Here is an 18810-nt window from a genome sequence, read left to right on the forward strand (position 1 = left end):
TAATGATAATCACTATAACTAAAGCAATCAGATTTATGATATCTTACAAATTGCGATTAAAATCCCTAGCTGCTCTTGCCTTAACATGCGGAGTACTTGGATGTAGTCCGACATCAGAAACCAGCCAATCAACTTCCGCACCTGCTAATAATGTGGCGGCTCCCCAAACAGGTACTTCACCTGTTCCAGAAGCCAGTGGGAAAGGCCCATTAGTAGTGGCTACCAATACCGTTGCTTGTGGCTTAACTAAAGAAATCGCAGGTGATACAATTGACCTCAAATGCTTAATCGATCCCGGTTCAGACCCGCACGTATACCAACCAAAGCCAGAGGATAGCAAAGCAATTGAGCAGGCTAAATTAATCCTCTACGGCGGTTACAATTTTGAACCTAGTTTAATCAAGTTAATTAAAGCTAGTTCAAATTCTGCTGCCAAGGTAGCTGTAGATGAAGTTGCAGTCCCCAAACCTCAGCAATTTGAAGAGGATGGTAAAACTGTTACTGACCCCCATGTATGGCACAATGCCCAGAATGGGATAGCTATAGGTGAAACTATTTCCCAAAAATTAGCAAAGATAGCTCCAAATAATGCTGCAACTTATACCAGCAACACCCAAAAATTAACAAACGAAATCAGCCAGATAGACACCTGGATTAAATCAGAGATTGCCACAATTCCACCTAAGCAACGCAAATTAGTCACCACTCATGATGCTTTTGGTTACTATTCCAAAGCTTATGGAATTCCTATTGAAGGGGCGCTAGGGGGTATTAGCACAGAAGAAGCGCCCACACCTGCACGGGTAGGCGCATTAGCGAATGATATAAAAAAGCAAGGTGTGCCGACAATTTTTGCAGAAACGACGATTAACCCGAAACTAATTCAAGCGGTAGCAAAAGAGGCAAAAGTTAAGGTTTCAGACCGAGAATTGTTTGCTGATGGTTTGGGAGAAAAGGGGACAGAGGGGGAAACTTACCAAGGAATGTTAATTGCCAATACACGCACGATTGTAGAAGGTTTAGGGGGCAAGTATACGGAGTTTAAGCCTAAATAAACAGAGTTAGGGACGCCGAATAGTTTGCCGTAGCGATCGCTCTCTTGATGGATACGAGAGCGTGTATCTACACTAGAAGCGATCGCGCCGATATAAACCTAAGGCACAATCAGCACTGGGCAAGGGGAAAGGTTAATCACGCGAGTCGTGACACTATCATCAGCTCCCTCTTCAGTCAAACCTAGCCCCCGACACCCCATGATGATTAAATCAGCCCCCATTTCATCAGCGACATCGCAGATAGTAAAAGCTGGTTTCCCTTGCCTTTCCAGGATTTCGGATTTAATTCCTTGCCCAGAAAATAAAGATTGGGCACTTTCCAGCAGTTTGGCAACTACCTCTGGTGACACCATCGGATCTGCACTAGGTGCGTCTGGAGATGGTTCTTCTACCACAGACAGCAGCACCAAGCGACTGCCGAACTTTTTAACTATGTTGGTCACCATATCAGCAGCTTCCCGCGTTTCCCGGCTTTGATCAATAGGAAATAGTACTGTCTTAAATATCTCTGTCACTTGGGTACCCCTGACTCCGGTAAAATCTTGATGGTTCTACTTTCAAAACAATAACAAAAAGGCAATCAGGAGAGTTTGGTGTGTCCAAAAAAAGTTTAGCAAGTTTATCTTCGGCTGATATATCTGGGAAACGTGCCTTAGTGCGGGTTGACTTTAATGTGCCTGTGGACGATCAAGGCAACATTACCGACGATACTCGCATTCGCGCCGCTCTACCAACCATCCAAGATTTGACGCAGAAGGGTGCTAAGGTCATTCTCGCCAGCCATTTTGGGCGTCCCAAGGGTGTGGATGACAAATTACGCCTAACTCCCGTTGCCAAGCGTCTCTCAGAATTGCTAGGGCAAGAAGTCATTAAAACTGATGACTCCATTGGCGATGAAGTTGCAGCTAAAGTTGGCGCTTTACAGAATGGTCAAGTGCTGTTATTAGAAAATGTGCGTTTTTACCCAGAAGAGGAGAAAAACGACCCAGAATTTGCGAAAAAATTGGCAGCTAATGCTGATTTTTATGTAAATGATGCTTTTGGTACTGCACACCGCGCCCATGCTTCTACTGAAGGTGTGACTAAATTCCTTAGCCCTTCTGTAGCTGGATATTTGGTTGAGAAGGAATTGGAATATCTGCAAAACGCCATTGAAAATCCCCAACGTCCTTTGGCGGCAATTATTGGCGGTTCCAAAGTTTCCAGTAAAATTGGTGTGATTGAAACACTGCTGGAGAAGTGCGACAAGCTGATTATCGGCGGTGGGATGATTTTCACGTTCTACAAAGCCCGTGGTTTGAATGTCGGTAAGTCGTTGGTGGAAGAAGACAAGCTAGAACTAGCGAAATCTTTGGAAGCGAAGGCTAAGGAACGGGGCGTTACCTTCTTGTTACCCACGGATATAGTATCAGCAGATAAATTTGCTGCCGATGCTAATGCGACAACTGTCAGCATTGAGAACATCCCCGATGATGGTATGGGTTTGGATATTGGCCCAGACTCGGTGAAAGTTTTCCAAGAAGCCCTTGCAGATACCAAAACGGTAATTTGGAACGGGCCGATGGGTGTGTTTGAGTTTGATAAGTTTGCGGTAGGTACGGAAGCGATCGCTCATACCCTCGCCGAAATTAGCAAAACTGGCACAACCACCATCATTGGCGGCGGTGACTCAGTAGCGGCTGTGGAAAAGGTTGGTTTAGCCGACCAAATGAGCCACATCTCCACTGGCGGCGGCGCTAGCTTGGAGTTACTTGAAGGCAAGGAATTGCCTGGAATTACAGCTTTAGATGATGCTTAATAGCCATCTTTAGAATTATGTAGAGACGTTAGATGTAACGTCTCTACATTAAATAGGGAAAAAACTGTGGAAACTAAATGGCTGGAATGGGCACAAAAGTTACAAGCGCTCGCTCAAAAGGGTCTAACCTATTCTGAAGGTCCTTTTGATATCGAACGCTATAAACAATTACGAGCGTAGACACGCAGTGGCTTGTCGTCAGACATCGCCACAGAAATGATCGCGACTTACTCAAATGTAGAACACAGCTATGTGCTTGATTTATTTAGTCGTGAAGTCGGATATGCAACTCCCAAAGTTGATGTGCGGGCAGCAATTTTTCGTGATGATACTATATTGTTAGTCAAGGAAAGAGCCGACGGCTGTTGGACTTTACCTGGTGGATGGGCTGATGTTGGTGAGTCTCCCAGTGAGGTAGTTGTGAAAGAAGTATATGAAGAATCTGGATATCAAGCACGCGCTATCAAACTATTAGCAGTCTATGACAGAGACAAACAGGGACATCCACCATTACCGTTTTATGTCTATAAGCTATTTTTTAAGTGTGAACTTATTGTTGGTTCTCCATCATCAAGTATTGAAACTGAAGAAGTAGGTTTTTTCACTGGAGATGCGTTACCAGAACTTTCTCTCGGACGTGTGACACCAGCGCAAATCACGCGACTTTTTCAACATTATCGCCAACCATATTTACCAACAGACTTTGATTAGTAGTCCCTTTTGCGGATCTGTTTGCAAAAATCAAATAGGATTTCTATATATTTATCAAAAAAATAGTTGAGTAATCTTCACAAATAAAAAGTACTAACTTTTTTCAGTGTACTGAACTTAACCTGATTAAATTCAAAACTATTGTCTACAATTTCAACCCTATGGAATGACAAGTATACGAAGACCAGCTATACAAGAAATTAAAATTTTATGAAGACTACTCAGCAATTGAAGATGTGATGAAGACCACTAAGTAAATCTGACATACTCAGGAACTTTGTGATTTGATAGAAATAATAAATATATCACGCAAGTGTCGCTAGCTGTAGCCTGCTGGTCTTTTGTTATTTACTCCTGATTTGGGGTTGGTGGGTTCCGCTGATCCCGACACTCGTTGTTTTAACTTTAAATGGTATGAAAATCACAGCTTTATATCAATGCGATCAAGCTTTGCGTTCTGGAATTAGAGCTAGAGAAGCTCTTATTGAACGCATATTTGCAAAAATTCATAATGGTCCCCTGCAAAGCCTAGCTAAAGTTTTGAAACTAGTTCGAGACAAGGATTTACCAATGAATGACTTGCTACTAGAATTAGAAAAAGAGCTTGAAAAATTGAACCACGAGTTACGAGGGATTTATGAATTTTTGCAACGAGAACCTATCGACCAAGAAACTAGTCTTTATTTAAGTAAAAATCTCGTGCTAAATTTGCGAGACCCTCTTCATGAAATTCTCTATCAAGTTTATAACTCTACCTTAGAGCGAGAGTTCCCCTGTTTTAAAACTATCAAAGTTCAAATCAGAGCTTTTGAACCTCTAAATGAACGAGCCTTGAATATTGAACAAAAGCAGGGTCTCTGTCTATTTTTGGAAGAAGCTTTATGCAATGTGGGCAAACATGCTACAGGAGTCACCCGTCTGGAAGTTACTTGCTCTTTATCTGAAGGCTGGTACACTCTAAGCATTATTGATGATGGCTTAGGGGTGAATTCATCTAAAGAAGGTTGGGGAACACAACAGTTTAGAAATTTAGCCCGAAAATTAAAAGGAAAATTTCGGCGAGTACCCCTTTCTCTTAGAGGTACTCTTTGTGAGTTATCTTGGCCAATAGTTAAAAACTCAAGTTATTTTTAGACTTTTAACTATTGCTCGGATTAACATAAATTGCCAGGAAATCGATTAATTATTCAAAATAATTAATCAATTAATCCTTCTTCTCTAGCTCGCATTTCAGTTTGAATTCTGATATTTTTTCCCTCTTCAGGATAAACATTTAAAGCGTCTTGTAGCTTACTCCAGTAATGACGCACCATCCGTTCAGATATACACATACGTTCAGCAATTGTTTTATCTTGCAATCCTTCCTCAAATGCTAAAGTCAGCACCCTAAGCCACTCTGGTTTAACTTCTAATACAGAATGTATTCCTTTAATATCTTTTGTATGAGTTAAGCCCTGTAACGCCCAATCAATCCTGGTCAACATTTCCTGAGTCGATAGGCTTTTATCCGCGACTGTAAAACCTCCTTTATGACTATCAATATCAAGTCTAACTCTTACCAGGGTTCTCACATTAGCACTTTGGACAACAATATTTAAGTTGGGATAGTTTTTCGTAAGAGTTCTTAAAAGTTGAACCCCTATATCAGGTCGGGCTGTCATTCCAGAGTTATCTGGAATAGAAAGATCCATCACAACCATATCTGGCTGTGAGGTAGTAATTTCATAAAGAGCGTTCTTAGCATTTACTGCAATGATGAATTCAGCGTCAGGGTAATGCTTTTGCAATACATTAACAGTTCCCGCTAAAACCGATTCGTGGTCATCAATTACTAAAAATTTTAGCAACTCTTTATCTTTTAAATCTTGTTTCATAATTAACAACACCCTGATTAAATCGTAATTTAACTAATTCACCAACTGTGATAGTTGGCTGAGTATACTGATTACGAGCGAAGGAAAATATTTTATATAAATAAAATACTTTTACCATTTTTTTGTAGCTTTTCAACAAGTTATAAATTACAATTCTATTAGTTATTATACTGTTTTTATATTCAGTAAAAAAAATAAATTATAACTATTACTTCTTGAAAAATTGTTTATGAGTTTAACTTGTCAAGGATGAGTAACTACTGACCCAGAGACTTGACAGATTTATAAATTTTTGAATGTACTTTATCGGAATAACTTTTACCAATAAAAGTGACAAGTAATACTTAGGTTATCTTTCCGATAAAAGCATTTACCTGAAGTTAAAAATCGAAAACTTTTGCAAAGATGCTTTAGTTCTCTTAAGGTAGAATACAACAGAATTGTAGATGACTCAGGATATGTAATTCTTACCATTAGCTGACCGATATTTTTATGTTGTTTTAAACTGATAAAAATTGATATAGGAACCGAAATATTCGGCAAAGTTAATATTAGTAGTTCTTCTAAAGATTTTAAAACTATCAAACTCCGTTCAGCTTGCTCATATCGCCAGTAAGGTGGTATATCGAAATGGAAACAGAGGTAGGAATTTGATGTTAACCACTGTTCTAATAGGCACTCAATAGCCAATGGTAGACTGTCTTGAATATATGCCGGAAATAAGCGATCGCTCAATTGCACTAGAGCATGATGAAAATTATCAGCTTGTTTTAGGTATTCTTGGATTTTGTTGATTGTTAGATTTAGGTTGTCTTGTGCCAATAAATCCAAGCTGCGACGGATTGTGAAGGATTCTTGTAATAAACCTTCGTTAATTTTACTTGCTTCTAGAAATAGTTTGATAGATTGTCTATAAGACCACCATTGTAATGCTTGCTGAATTCTATAATAAGTTTTCAAATACATTATCAATGTCAGGACATAAATAGCTACAACTGTAATTTGTACATAAAATTCCATTATCACATATTTAGATCCTTATAAATCAGTAACTAACCTAGCCTTTCTCAACATAAATTGCAGTGCTGTTTCTTCTTTTGAAATAATGTCAGCTTTTGCTTCCATCCCAGATTGGATATGACACTGGCGATCGCTATTGCCAAATATCATTATTTTAGGTTGAATAGTTGCTTCAAAGTAGCTATTTCCAGGGGTTGTATAACCTGATATAGGGATTTCTGCATTATTATTTTTAGACGTAATTGTATCGGGAGAAACAGCCGTGACCACACCTTTGAGAGTGCCATAATCAGGATAAGGACAAGCATCAATTCGCAATTGCACTTTTTGACCAACTGCGACATTTTTAATTTCCTGAGTAGGGATAACTGCTTTAATAACTAAAGGAGCATTATTAGGAGCAATTTCAGCAATAGCTTCGCTAGCACGTAGCACTTGACCAGGGTTGCGTAAATTGAGCTTGAGAATAATACCATTACTACTTGCTCGCAGAATAGTATCTTGTAATTGACTAATGACTTGTAAAAGTTCTTTATGAGATTGTCCGAGTTGGTTTTGCATTTCCACTCGTCGCTGAATTAAAGCTTGTTTTTCCTTTTTTAAAATAGCGATGCTGACTTCACCTCTAGCAATTTCTTGGGCAATGCGATCTTGAGCGATCGCAACTGTGGCAGTGGTAGGATTAACAGCACCTAAAGCTACTTGCACTTTAGCTTTAGCAATATCAACAGCTTTTTTTTCAGATTCAAGTATGGCTTTAGTCTGGACAACAACTAGCTTTTTCTGCTCAAATTCGCGCTTCCCAATTGCGCCAACCTGCGCCAACTGCTCATAGCGATCGCGATCCACCTCAGCAAAGCTTAAATCAGCTTCGGCTTTTTGCAATTCTGCTTGAGATTTTTGCAAACTTGCTTGTGCTGCTAGTAATTCGCTGCTGGTAGTAATTTGTCGCTCTTGATATTCTCGTCTATTACGTGCTAAATCTGCTTGAGCAGAGGCCACAGTTCGCTCTGCTACTGTTGCTTCAGCGACAATTTGAGTATCTAAAATCTTAATCTGGGCATCAAGTTGAAGTATTTGTAACCTGATTTGTTGAATGTTGTCTTTTAATTGACTCTGTTTGATTTGCAGTTGTTCGTCATCTAAGCGAGCGATCATATCTCCCTGTTTGACTAGTTGATTTTCTTTCACAAAAATATCTTTAACAGTTCCTTCAATTTTCGGTTGCACTAACCGAATTTCTCCTGTAGGACGCACTACTGCTGCTGCTTTCACTGTCACATTATACTTCACCCATGAGCTGAGACTAATTCCAGCACTAAGACTTCCAACCAGGAAAATTCCTGCTAAAGATGTCCAACGACTCACAGGAGGAAGAAACTCTTCACTTTGTACTGATGGCAGAAGTTTTTTACTATCTGTGTAGAGCATAATTATCTAAATGTTAATAATTAAGAATTTAAAAATTCCAAATGCTCTCCAGATTGGGAGCGCAACTCATTTAAAGAACCTTGAGTTTTTAACTTGCCTTGATCTAGCAGAACTATCCAATCAGCACGATTAACTACTTTAGGACGGTGAGTAATCAAAATGGTGGTCTTACCTTGGCGATGCTTAAACAATTTATCTAAAACTTGCGCCTCACTTACTGGATCAAGTCCACCAGTAGATTCATCTAAAATAAGAATTGGTGGATTTGTGACAATGGCTCTCGCTATTGCTAATCTTTGCCGTTGTCCACCAGAAATATTTGCACCAAATTCCCCTAATACAGTTTGATATGTATTAGGTAGCTTACTAATAAATTCATCAGCTTGTGCCACTTGACAAGCTCTCACTATCTGTTCAAACGTAACTTCGGGAGCACCTAAGCGAAAGTTTTCTACAATTGACCGACTCCAAAAATGAGGTTCTTGGGGAACAAGAACCACCTGTTGTCGGAGACATTCCAGTGACAGGTCTTGAAGGTTATAGAGTCCAATACGAATATTGCCAGATTGCAGTGGATATAACCCAGCAATAAGTTTGGCTAAAGTACTTTTGCCACAACCAGATTTGCCGATCAATGCAACATTTTTCCCACCAGGAATTATTAAAGAAAAGTCATCGACTAAATCTAAGCGACCAGCATAATGAAAATTAATATTTTTACAAATAATGTCAGCATCCCCTGGAATATTGGCATAAGGCTTTATCTCATCGCCCTCATTTTCTGAGGTAGCATCTATGACTTCTGTTATACGTTGTGTAGCAGTTTTTGCACGAGTAAATTCCTCAACAAAGCTGATTAAAGTAGCAAATAAGCCCAGAAAATTACCATTCATTGAGTTAAAGGCAAATAGTTGCCCGATACTCAGGTTTTCTGCTGGGTTAATTACCAAATTGCCACCAAACCAAAGCAAAATAACGCCACCAACTCCCGAAACCAAGCCAGAAAAAGTATTATTAATGATTCCAATGTGTATTGTGCGATATGTAATGTTAGCAAGACGACCAAATCGACTTTGTAATTCCTCCCAAAATTGCAACCCAGATGTAGTGGTTTTGAGAGTTAGTGCGCCTTTAAAAGTTTCTACTAAAACCCCTTGTGTTTCTGCTTCTTGAACTAAAAGCTCACGAGTTTTTTGCTGCAAAGTTGGCTGGAAGACTACTGTCGATAAGCTCATCACTATAGCGATGAATACAGCTACTACAGTAAGTTTCCAGCTGTAAAAAACCATGAATCCAAAAGAAATCAAGGCAATAAAAAATTGGCTAGGTAAACCAACAACAACTTGAGCAACTAATTGATTAATTTGGTCGATATCTTGCAGACGACTAACAATTTCACCACTGCGACGGGCTTCGTAGTATGAGAGAGGCAATCGGAGAATTTGTCGCCCAAATTCTAGCACTAACCCCAATTGCAGACGTTGTGCAAAGTGAGCAATTAAATTAGACTGCACAAACGACAGACTACGGGAAATAAAATTCATCACTATCACAGCGATCGCTACAGTAGTAAGTAACTTTGTATCACCTCTAACCAGCACATCGTCAGTCAAAATTTGCATCAAAAAAGGGGAAGCTAAAGATAGCAATCCCAACATCAGGTTAAGAGGTAAGGCTTGAGCTAAAATAGCACGATAAATCCAGACGCGCCTGAAGAAACGCCAAAATCCACCTAGTTTTTCATCTTCTTGAGCAAAAAACTTTACATCTGGCTCCAGTAAAAGCATCAACCAATCTGTACAACCTTCGGCTATCTCTTTTTTAGAAAGATAACGGATACCTACAGCCGGATCAGCAACTAAACATTTTTGACCTTTATTACCGTATAAAACAACCCAGTGATTACCTTTCCAGTGAATAATTGCAGGTAGTGGTGCTTCTTTAATCCTGTTTAAAAATTCTGGTGAAGTTTTAACTGGACGAGCATTGAAACCAAGTATTTCTGCTCCTCTCTTTAATCCTAATAAAGTAGTACCTAACTGCCCAGTACCTACAGCTTCACGGATGCGACTGAGAGTAAAAGTCCGTCCATAATATTTAGAAATAGCAGCAAGGCAAGCAGCCCCACAGTCTTCTTCACTATGCTGTTTAACAAATTGGTATTTCATAGGTAAATTACCTTAGCTAATGACAACTTTAAGCTAATAATGTTGTCAATCTATTGGTATAGTTTTTGAAAATTGGAGTGCAATCAACTGATATAGGACTAATCTCTGATTTTTGAAAAAGATTTCAGATAAAAATCTGATAAACGGATTTTTATCTGAATATGTTTTGAAAAATCAAATCGGAGTCCTATAAAACTTTTGATATTAACCTAGAAGAGACATCATGCTAAACAACATATTAAATAAACCAGAGTTGCTCCTCGCTGACCTACCCCCCCGTATTTGAGTACCTAAACTGAATCCAAAGGTAATTTGTGAGAACCTATATCCAGTTTGTTGAATAGAAGAAATACTACCATTACTACCAGATACATTAATTGCACTATTGGCAAAAGTTTCTATATCTGTTTTTTGGAAGAACAAATTTTCAAAATCTAATCCTGAAGAAAGAGAACGTCCACCAGAGATAGTTTCTTGTTGTTGTGCTGATAAATCAAGAAATAATTCAGAAACTTCCAGTTTGATATCCTTAGACATAGTTATTAGGTTTGTAAAAGTAGAATTTAGATAATTTACAAGAAGGCATAAGTTAAACCCCATAAATAAATTTTAGGAGTTTAAAACAATGACACCTTTTTTCTTGCGCTTCGCGTCTTGAAAAAAATTGTGGCAAAATATATATTTGATTCTTTCTGCCTTACTTTTGTAAAAGTATTAACCAAACACAAAAATTTAGAATGTAAAATGCAGTTAGCTTTCAGTAATTTATAGAACCATAATTACTTGTATCTCCACAAAGATTTAATATATAGCTGATTGCTAACTGCTATGAAACCAAAAAGCTAAGGAAAGATAGGGGAGCGCTGATTACTCCCCTTCGTAACGCGTTGAGAGACGAAGATACTCGTCGCAATCTATTGCAGAAACTAGTCAACCAATGCCTTAAGCGAATGCCTTAAACAAAGTACCTGATTTAATCAAGTCTAAGCTTAATGTTTGCACGCCACCACCTGATATACTGCTGCCGCCAGGACCAGACTGACTATATACTGGCGAGATGGTTGCAGTTTTTAATTTCAAAAGAGAATAAAAGGTGTCCTCGAAAACTGCTGCACCACCAGCTACACTTTCTTGTTGTTCAGTAGATAAATCGGTAAATAGTTCGTGTGACATAGTTAAAAACTCCCTTGATTTTATTTGAGTTGAATAATCTCGAAAACTGAGATACTGAATAAAAACATCAGTTAACTAAGAAACTAGGGAAAGATAGGGGAGCGCTGATTACTCCCCTTCGTAACGCGTTGAGAGACGATGATACTCGTCGCAATCTATTGCAGAAACTAGTCAATCAATGCTTTAAGCGAATGCCTTAAACGATGTACCTGATTTAATCAAGTCTAGGCTTAATGTTTGCACGCCACCACTTGATATACTGCTGCCGCCAGGACCAGACTTACTATATACTGGCGAAATGGTTGCAGTTTTTAATTTTAAGAGAGAATAATATGTGTCCTCGAAAACTGCTGCACCACCAGCTACACTTTCTTGTTGCTCTTCGGTTACATCGATAAACAAATAGTCAGACATAATTACCAACCTTTAATTTTGAGTTAAATTGATTTTCAGCTATTTAGTTGAGTGCCCTTTTTTTGGTGTCTCAACCCTTCGCTTAATCAATACAATAAGTTAAAGCACTGAGGTTGTCATTTCCAGTTTCCGTAAACTTAATTACCAGATTTAGAAAACTAGATTTCACAATTACGCCACTACTATTTCCGAAAAATACATAAAGAGCAATTGCCCTGAAACTATGGCAATCTGATTTTTGTCTACGTGTCCTTAAACATTTTTTTATTTGCCAACTTTCTGAGGTAAAATACTACTACACAAATTTCTTAACTAATTGACTACATAGTTTGCTCTAGAAATAGTTGCATAGCAATGACTCCAATAACTAAACACCAACAAAGACTCGGAATTGAAGCCCTGCGGGGTTGCAATCTTAGCAACCTCACAAATCTAGAGTCGCGCGAATTAAAGGAATCACTTTGGAAACACGGCGTTGTAGTAGTTAGACAGTAACACCTCAGCGCAAAGCAGTTGGAAGAATTTGCCAGAAACACCTTTGGTGATTTAATGTTTGGCTATTCTAAAACCAAAACATTAGATCCTGACATCAGTCCAGACCTCCAAAGCCAATTTGTGAATATTTTGGGTAATCCCAAGGGGCTTGCTCAACCAGCAGTAGGGAAGATTGCTTGGGAATGGCATCATGATAAAGATGGCCTTCCCCGCACAGAGGGACTAGATATGAACGCACTATATGTTGTCATGCTTTATGGTGTGGAAGTGCCTGCCGAAGGTGTAAATGGGCAGCCTCACACCACAGAGTTCCTCGACATGATAGAGGCTTATAATAACCTCGATCATCAACATCAGCAGCAGTTAGAGCAGATGTCGATGTATCATTCACCACCAATGTTTTCTAAAAGTACCAATGTAGAGACTGATATACCGAGGAAAGTACATCCCATTGTGTCTACTCACAAAGTCACTGGTAAAAAGGGATTATATCTAGGTTCGGACACTGCGATCGCAGTTGGTATGGAAAATAAACCAGAGCAAGCAAAACGTTTCTGGCAGGATTTGTTTGGGACTGTTCTGGCCTGCACACCAGTCTACTCCCATGTTTGGCAGCCAGGAGATATAATTTTATGGGACAACTCACAGGTAATGCACAGAGGTACACCCTATGAAGCAACGAAGTCTAAGCGAATTGCGTTGCGTTTAGGTGTAGTGGGTCAGACATAATTTTTACCTCATGTAGAGACGCTCTAGATACAGAGGATAACTCTCTACTGAGGCGTTGTCTCCTGCGTCGGTGTTGGTGTAGGAGTGGCGGTTTCTGTAGGAGTTGGTATAGGTATATGAATTGGCGTGGACGTGGGAGTTGGCGTGGGTATTTCCGTGGGCGTTGGTGTAGGTGATGGGGGAGGGGTGGGATTTTCTGCTGTAATGCTGAGTTGATAATCTACTGGTTTCGATGCTTTAGAAACCACGACAAACTCGTAAAATCCTTTTTCTGGTAATTTAATTGATAAACTGCGCTGGGTAGAATCTTCTAAAAATTGGATTTTGCCAGAGGGTGAATAGACTGATAACAAAACTTGGGAATTTGCTTGTAGCTTCAAATCCAGAGATTGCTCCTTGGCAAGTCCAGCAATGAATACTTTACCACCGCCAGGTTGGAGAGTACCGTTGACTGTTTTGCTGATAGCGCCCGGTTCAAAGACAAGTTTCTCAAAAGCGCTACCGCCGAGGATAGCACTGAGTTGATCGCTAACAAAACCGTACCAAACTTGTCCAATCGGCGGCTGAACTCGGAAATTTTTACCACGCTGCTCAGGGAATATATTTAAGAAAGCAGCATCTCCCAAATCATACAAAGAACGACTACCAACGTTGATTTTGTTGACTTCCACATTCTGGCGATCGCGTTCAGCAGTTGTGTAAGTTCCCAGTTGTCGGCGTGTATTGGCACTTAATGGTACTAGCTTTTCCAGCAATTCTAAGCCTGTTTTATCCCATTCTGCCCGCAAACCCTCATCTTCAGGGCCATCTCTGAGAGTGCGTCCCCGTAAACTGGGATTTCTGTCCCAAAAAACTTCATTAACCAAGTTAATGTAAAACTTCTCATTAATACCCAACTGTTGACGGCGATCGCTTAATCTTTCTTTGCGTTGCCGTTCTGCTGGTGAATATTGCGCTAAGGGATCGGTTGGCTGATCGCTGGTTGGAATTGGGCTGGCTGTAGGATTAGGTTTGACTTCCCCGACATCACGCCTGCTATTCACTCCCCACCAAAGTAATCCAACAGTACCAGCTACCGCCGCCGCCATAAGGAAAGTTTTTGTTGGTGTCCACCAGCTTGTGGGTTGAGGAGATGGGGGAGATGAGGGGTATGAAGGAGATGGGGGAGGTGGAGAGATGGCGACGGTGGCGGATGTGGGTTCTGGTGCAGTGGGATATTGAGTTGGGGGAAAGTTAGCTGGGGGCGGGTTGAGGATTTGCAGTACTTGACGGGCTGATTGAAAGCGATCGCTTGGTCTGCTAGATAGCATTTTATCTAATACCTGTGCCAAAGTTTGACTCAGGCTAACTTCCCGTCGCCACTGCCAGGTCAGAGTGTAGGTATCAATTAATTCTTGGGGTTGTTTCCCTGTCAGTAAAACCAACATTGTTGCGGCCATTGCATACAAGTCACTGTGGGGAGATACTAACCCAGTTTGCATCTGCTCTGGAGGAGCAAATCCTACTTTACCCAATAGGGTTGGTGATGGGGAAGATGCAACTACGCCGGGTTGGTAATATTGGGAAGCGACGGTTGCTACTACTTGTTTGACACCGCCAAAATCAATTAACATTGGCAGTTTGTCAACAGTGCGAAGCATTAAGTTATCTGGAGAAATATCTCGATGAATTACTCCTAGTGAGTGGATGTATTCCAACACTGACAAAATTGAAAGCAATAATTGGCGTACTTCCGTCTCTGTAAAGCGTAAACCCTGCTGTATCCGGGCATTTAACAACGAGTTGTAAGTTTCCCCTTCCACATAATCTTGCACCAAAAACAGATATTCTTTGCCCCCTAAGTTCATGCGAAGCAGTTCCCGGAAGCGGGGAATTTGGGGATGTTGCAGTTTATAGAGAACACTCGCTTCTCTCTCAAACAGTTCTTCAGCTTTTTGGACAACGTAAGCGGTTTGAACTTGGGGAGAAAATTCTTTTAAAACACAAAGTTCGCGGAAACGGTTGACATCTTCAGCTAAATAAGTGCGTCCAAAGCCACCCTGGCCAATTTGACGCACAATCACATAGCGATCGCCTAAAGTTAGTCCCGGTTGGATACTATAACTCATGGGCGTATCCAACAACTTTTCACCACACTGGAGACAAAAGCGACTACCTGGGGAATTTTCATGTCCTTTAGAACAATATATTTTAGTCATTAGTCATTAGTCATTAGTTATTAGTGACTCTTCCCTAATCCCCTTACTTGCCAGATTGTACTTTACTGACTTGATCAGCTGCGATCGCATACCAAATTTGACCAAAAGTCTGTTGATTCAGTTTCCCACGCTGCTGACCAGGAAACAACCGATCAAATTTTTCATTTGTCTCTTTGTTCAGTTGATTAATTGTATAGTTCCCGAATTGCCCCGATCGCGCTTGTCGTCTCCATGTTTCGTAATCTTGTGCAGTATATTTACCCAGTTTTCTACGAGATTCTGTACTGAGGTTAGCCTGTTCTAGTTTATTCAATAAATCGTCAGCGATACCAGACCATTCATCTCGTAAACCAGCGTCTTCAGATTTAGATGTGAGGCTACGTCCCTTTAATTCTGGGTTTTTTGTATAAAATAAATTATCTACGAAGGGAATAAAAAATCCTTCAGTAATTTCTAGCTGTTGGCGACGACTGACAATTTTCTGGATGTCACTATTCTTTCCCTTATCGCTGACTGGTTTACCACTCGGATTTGGGAACTGGGGAATTTGCGGTAATGAAATTGGTGGGAGAGTGATTGAAGATACGCTCCGAATGACTGCATTTCCCACCGCCAAAGTTAATCCAACTAAAGCTGTTCCCCCTAAACTGATCACAAAAGGGCGAATCCAAACAGGCCAAGATATCGGTTTAGCAATCGCTTGGGTTTTGCTCTGGAATCCACTCACAACAGCACTGGCGCGTTGTCTTCCCGGAGCAACTACCATCGTCTTGATCTTGGCGCTAATATAATTACCTGTGGGTTTAGTAGCAGTTGGCGATGGTAAATCTTTGAGGATTTGCTCGGCTCGTTGATAGCGATCGCTCGGTTTATAAGCCAGCATCTTTTTTAACACCGCTTCCAGTTGGTGACTAACTTGAATTTCCTTTGCCCATCCCCAAATTCCCTGATAGCTGTCGTATAATTTTTGCGGTTCTTTCCCTGTAAGCAACACCAATGATGTTACAGCCAAAGAATATAAATCACTACTTAGAAATACTTTGCCCTGCCGTAGCTGTTCTTCTGGAGCGTAGCCCTTTTTACCCAGCAAAGTGTTATTTCCAACCAACCTAGTCTGCCAAAAACCTTGATAAGCTGGTAATTGCTTGACACCACCAAAATCAATCAGCACTGGCAGATGATCAGAACGCCGCCAAATCAGATTATCAGGAGTGATATCACGGTGAACCACATCTTGTGAGTGGATGTAGGATAACACAGGTAAAATTTGTTGCAGTAGGGTGATTACTTCTTCTTCACTGAAGGTTTTTCCTTGACTCTGACGCTGTTCTAATAATTGGTAGTAATTGTCACCGTCCACATAATCTTGTACTAGAAAGAAAAAATCTTTAGTGCCTATCTTCATTTGTAGCGAGGCGTGAAAATGCGGAATCTGTGGATGCTGGAGTTTTTTCAGAACATTTGCTTCTCGCTCAAATAATTCTTTAGCTTTTTGTAAATCTTGCTGTTCTTGTACTTGGGGTGCAAATTCCTTCAGCACACATGTTTGATGGGATTTACTTCTATCCTGTGCCAAATAGGTGCGTCCAAAGCCGCCCTGCCCTAAATGACGAATAATTTGATAGCGATTATCCACCACCTGTCCCACAGCAAGAGGTAATGGCTCACCACAATGGATACAAAAGCGGTTACTACCATTATTTGTGTGTTGTTTACTGCAATAGAGCTGCATGGTGCTGAAGGATAAGTTAAGGTTTTATTGATTGACTACGACGTGCATACCCTCATTTTCGGATATTTTAGGAAATGTTAAAAGCAGGGTGTTCCTAGATGAAATCCGTGTTGTTAAGAATTACTGGTTTTGAGGGTATTAAATAACAGCTAAAATACTGGCAGCAAGTAACGGTGTTGGTTCTACTTCAGGATAAACAACAAGCGTCATGAACTGCAAATCACAACAGCAGCGAGCAATTAAAGCATTTGAAGATTTTTTGTCTACCCCCTTAGAAACGCTACTGCAACGGCATCTCAACACTCAAACTTCGGTAGCTTTGAGTTTATTTCACGATGTGGCGGCTAATGTACCAGCCTACAAGGCTTTTTTAGCAGAAAGGGAAATTAATCCCGCGACTATTCAAACCTTAGAGGAGTTTCAAAAACTCCCAGCGATCGCTAAACAAAATTATATACTGCGTTATCCTTTAGCTGACTTGTGCCACGATGGGCAACTCCAAGCGTGCGACATGATAGCTGCTTCATCAGGTTCTAGTGGAAAACCGACATTTTGGCCCCGTTTTTTCACAGATGAACTCCAAATCGCCACACGCTTTGAACAGATTTTTCACGATAGTTTTCATGCAGATACTCGACGTACCTTAGCAGTAATTTGTTTCACTTTAGGCACTTGGGTAGGTGGAATATTTACTACTAATTGCTGTCGTTATCTTGCTAGCAAAGGTTATCCTATCACTGTAATTACTCCTGGTAATAACAAAGAAGAAATTTTGCGAGTTGTCCAAGAACTAGGTTCAGCAGGGCAGTCGCTACAACGGGGGGAACCCCCGCAAAGCGCTGCCTCATTTGAGCAAATAGTGCTGTTGGGATATCCGCCATTTTTAAAAGATGTGATTGATACTGGTATCGCCCGTGGTATGGAGTGGCAGCAATATCAGATTAAGTTAGTGATGGCGGGAGAAGTATTTAGTGAAGAATGGCGGAGTCTAGTTGCTGAAAGAGTTGGTTCACAAAATCCTTGCTATGATTTTGCATCACTTTACGGCACTGCGGATGCGGGAGTTTTGGGTAATGAAACACCGTTAAGTATTTGCATTCGCCGTTTTTTGGCAGAAAATCCTGATGTAGCTAAAGCTTTATTTGGGGAATCACGTTTACCCACACTAGTACAGTATGATCCTTGCAGTCGCTTTTTTGAAGTTCACGATGGCGGATTGCTGTTTTCTGGAGATAACGGTATTCCCTTAGTGCGTTATGACATTTTGGATACTGGCGGAATAATTAGTTATGATGCCATGCTGCAATTTTTAGCAGAATGGGGATTTAACCCGCTCGAAAATCTCCGTTCTAACACTCAACAATCACCTAGAGGTATTCATCAGCTACCTTTCGTTTATGTCTTCGGTCGTTCTAATTTTACAGTTTCCTACTTTGGTGCAAATATCTATCCAGAAAATGTGACGGTGGGATTAGAGCAACCAATAATTCAAGAATGGGTGACGGGTAAATTTGTATTGCAGGTGCAGGAAGATGCAGACAAAAATCGATTTTTATCGGTGGTTGTGGAGTTAGCACCAGGGGTAGAGGGTAGTGAAGAGAAAAAAGAAGCGATCGCATCTTCTATTCTTTCACAACTGCTACGCCTCAATAGCGAGTTTGCTAATTATGTTCCGCCAGAATATCAAATACCACAAGTTGCATTAGCCCCAATGGGTGATTTTGAATATTTTCCTATTGGAGTGAAACATCGTTATACCCGTCAATAGGGAATAGGAAATAGTTTTCAGTTAGATGTAAGTCCCTTAATATTAGTGATTTTGCCTGTTAATCTAACTGCGAACTTACCTTAATATGACTTACGCAATAACTCTCTGAAACTCTTAGGGACTTCCAGAGAATAAACTATTCCATTAATAATAATGATAATCGTTTTAAAGGGGGATGAAGGGGCTGCCGACGGCAGCCCCTTCATCCCCCTTTTGTAGTAATTTGAATAATGACTGAATTTTT

Annotated in this window: 14 protein-coding genes and 2 pseudogenes; 6 read left to right on the forward strand and 10 right to left on the reverse strand. The window is 40.3% G+C overall.

The window, feature by feature from the left end; all coding sequences use genetic code 11:
• The first annotated feature begins 35 nt into the window (after window positions 1–35).
• A complete protein-coding gene (locus tag V7K21_RS21660; RefSeq protein ID WP_335177279.1) occupies window positions 36–1055 on the forward strand; it encodes a metal ABC transporter solute-binding protein, Zn/Mn family in 1020 nt (339 codons plus the stop codon).
• Between the two features lie 98 nt (window positions 1056–1153).
• Here V7K21_RS21660 and V7K21_RS21665 read toward each other — a convergent pair whose 3' ends face one another.
• A complete protein-coding gene (locus V7K21_RS21665; protein ID WP_335177292.1) occupies window positions 1154–1561 on the reverse strand; it encodes a universal stress protein in 408 nt (135 codons plus the stop codon).
• Between the two features lie 89 nt (window positions 1562–1650).
• Between V7K21_RS21665 and V7K21_RS21670 the strand changes: the two genes are divergently transcribed.
• The 3 genes and pseudogenes from V7K21_RS21670 to V7K21_RS21680 form a co-directional block, all read left to right on the forward strand.
• A complete protein-coding gene (locus V7K21_RS21670) occupies window positions 1651–2853 on the forward strand; it encodes a phosphoglycerate kinase (RefSeq protein ID WP_335177280.1) in 1203 nt (400 codons plus the stop codon).
• A gap of 66 nt (window positions 2854–2919) precedes the next feature.
• Window positions 2920–3564: pseudogene (locus V7K21_RS21675) on the forward strand (NUDIX hydrolase).
• Window positions 3565–3879: 315 nt separating this feature from the next.
• Window positions 3880–4698 (forward strand): annotated as a pseudogene (locus tag V7K21_RS21680) (CHASE2 domain-containing protein); the annotation flags it as partial.
• Window positions 4699–4760: 62 nt separating this feature from the next.
• On the opposite strand, the gene V7K21_RS21685 reads toward V7K21_RS21680, so the two are convergent.
• From V7K21_RS21685 to V7K21_RS21715, 7 genes are all read right to left on the reverse strand, one after another.
• On the reverse strand, window positions 4761–5438 hold the full coding sequence (locus tag V7K21_RS21685; protein WP_335177281.1) for a response regulator transcription factor: 678 nt from the start codon (window positions 5436–5438) through the stop codon (window positions 4761–4763).
• A gap of 318 nt (window positions 5439–5756) precedes the next feature.
• Entirely contained in the window at window positions 5757–6458 is a 702-nt protein-coding gene (locus V7K21_RS21690) for a hypothetical protein (protein WP_335177282.1), read from the reverse strand.
• An 18-nt stretch (window positions 6459–6476) separates the two neighbouring features.
• Window positions 6477–7889 carry an HlyD family efflux transporter periplasmic adaptor subunit gene (locus tag V7K21_RS21695; RefSeq protein ID WP_335177283.1) on the reverse strand — a complete coding sequence of 471 codons (1413 nt, stop codon included), beginning with the start codon at window positions 7887–7889 and terminating at the stop codon, window positions 6477–6479.
• Window positions 7890–7909: 20 nt separating this feature from the next.
• Window positions 7910–10057 (reverse strand): peptidase domain-containing ABC transporter, encoded by a 2148-nt coding sequence (locus tag V7K21_RS21700; protein ID WP_335177284.1) that lies wholly within the window; start codon window positions 10055–10057, stop codon window positions 7910–7912.
• 204 nt (window positions 10058–10261) lie between these two features.
• On the reverse strand, window positions 10262–10594 hold the full coding sequence (locus V7K21_RS21705) for a CTB family bacteriocin (protein ID WP_335177285.1): 333 nt from the start codon (window positions 10592–10594) through the stop codon (window positions 10262–10264).
• A gap of 405 nt (window positions 10595–10999) precedes the next feature.
• Window positions 11000–11230, reverse strand: a complete 231-nt coding sequence (locus V7K21_RS21710; RefSeq protein ID WP_335177286.1) for a CTB family bacteriocin — start codon at window positions 11228–11230, stop codon at window positions 11000–11002.
• Between the two features lie 183 nt (window positions 11231–11413).
• A complete protein-coding gene (locus tag V7K21_RS21715; protein ID WP_335177287.1) occupies window positions 11414–11644 on the reverse strand; it encodes a CTB family bacteriocin in 231 nt (76 codons plus the stop codon).
• A 513-nt stretch (window positions 11645–12157) separates the two neighbouring features.
• On the opposite strand from V7K21_RS21715, the gene V7K21_RS21720 reads away from it, so the two are divergent.
• Window positions 12158–12868 carry a TauD/TfdA dioxygenase family protein gene (locus V7K21_RS21720; RefSeq protein WP_335177288.1) on the forward strand — a complete coding sequence of 237 codons (711 nt, stop codon included), beginning with the start codon at window positions 12158–12160 and terminating at the stop codon, window positions 12866–12868.
• A 44-nt stretch (window positions 12869–12912) separates the two neighbouring features.
• Here V7K21_RS21720 and V7K21_RS21725 read toward each other — a convergent pair whose 3' ends face one another.
• Complete coding sequence (locus V7K21_RS21725) at window positions 12913–15066, reverse strand: serine/threonine-protein kinase (RefSeq protein WP_335177289.1); 2154 nt, start codon at window positions 15064–15066, stop codon at window positions 12913–12915.
• A gap of 43 nt (window positions 15067–15109) precedes the next feature.
• Window positions 15110–16798, reverse strand: coding sequence for a serine/threonine-protein kinase (locus V7K21_RS21730; RefSeq protein WP_335177290.1), 1689 nt, complete (start codon window positions 16796–16798; stop codon window positions 15110–15112).
• A gap of 208 nt (window positions 16799–17006) precedes the next feature.
• Between V7K21_RS21730 and V7K21_RS21735 the strand changes: the two genes are divergently transcribed.
• Entirely contained in the window at window positions 17007–18566 is a 1560-nt protein-coding gene (locus V7K21_RS21735; RefSeq protein ID WP_335177291.1) for a phenylacetate--CoA ligase family protein, read from the forward strand.
• Window positions 18567–18810: the final 244 nt, after the last annotated feature.

Source organism: Nostoc sp. (assembly GCF_036919595.1).
GTDB lineage: Bacteria > Cyanobacteriota > Cyanobacteriia > Cyanobacteriales > Nostocaceae > Nostoc.

Excerpts from the sequence above, each read along its gene's own strand:
- V7K21_RS21705 (WP_335177285.1), bottom strand. The coding sequence starts at position 10,594 with ATGTCTAAGGATATCAAACTGGAAGTTTCTGAATTATTTCTTGATTTA.
- V7K21_RS21730 (WP_335177290.1), bottom strand. The coding sequence starts at position 16,798 with ATGCAGCTCTATTGCAGTAAACAACACACAAATAATGGTAGTAACCGC.
- V7K21_RS21660 (WP_335177279.1), top strand. The coding sequence starts at position 36 with ATGATATCTTACAAATTGCGATTAAAATCCCTAGCTGCTCTTGCCTTA.
- V7K21_RS21725 (WP_335177289.1), bottom strand. The coding sequence starts at position 15,066 with ATGACTAAAATATATTGTTCTAAAGGACATGAAAATTCCCCAGGTAGT.
- V7K21_RS21735 (WP_335177291.1), top strand. The coding sequence starts at position 17,007 with ATGAACTGCAAATCACAACAGCAGCGAGCAATTAAAGCATTTGAAGAT.
- V7K21_RS21685 (WP_335177281.1), bottom strand. The coding sequence starts at position 5,438 with ATGAAACAAGATTTAAAAGATAAAGAGTTGCTAAAATTTTTAGTAATT.
- V7K21_RS21715 (WP_335177287.1), bottom strand. The coding sequence starts at position 11,644 with ATGTCTGACTATTTGTTTATCGATGTAACCGAAGAGCAACAAGAAAGT.
- V7K21_RS21710 (WP_335177286.1), bottom strand. The coding sequence starts at position 11,230 with ATGTCACACGAACTATTTACCGATTTATCTACTGAACAACAAGAAAGT.
- V7K21_RS21695 (WP_335177283.1), bottom strand. The coding sequence starts at position 7,889 with ATGCTCTACACAGATAGTAAAAAACTTCTGCCATCAGTACAAAGTGAA.
- V7K21_RS21700 (WP_335177284.1), bottom strand. The coding sequence starts at position 10,057 with ATGAAATACCAATTTGTTAAACAGCATAGTGAAGAAGACTGTGGGGCT.
- V7K21_RS21690 (WP_335177282.1), bottom strand. The coding sequence starts at position 6,458 with ATGGAATTTTATGTACAAATTACAGTTGTAGCTATTTATGTCCTGACA.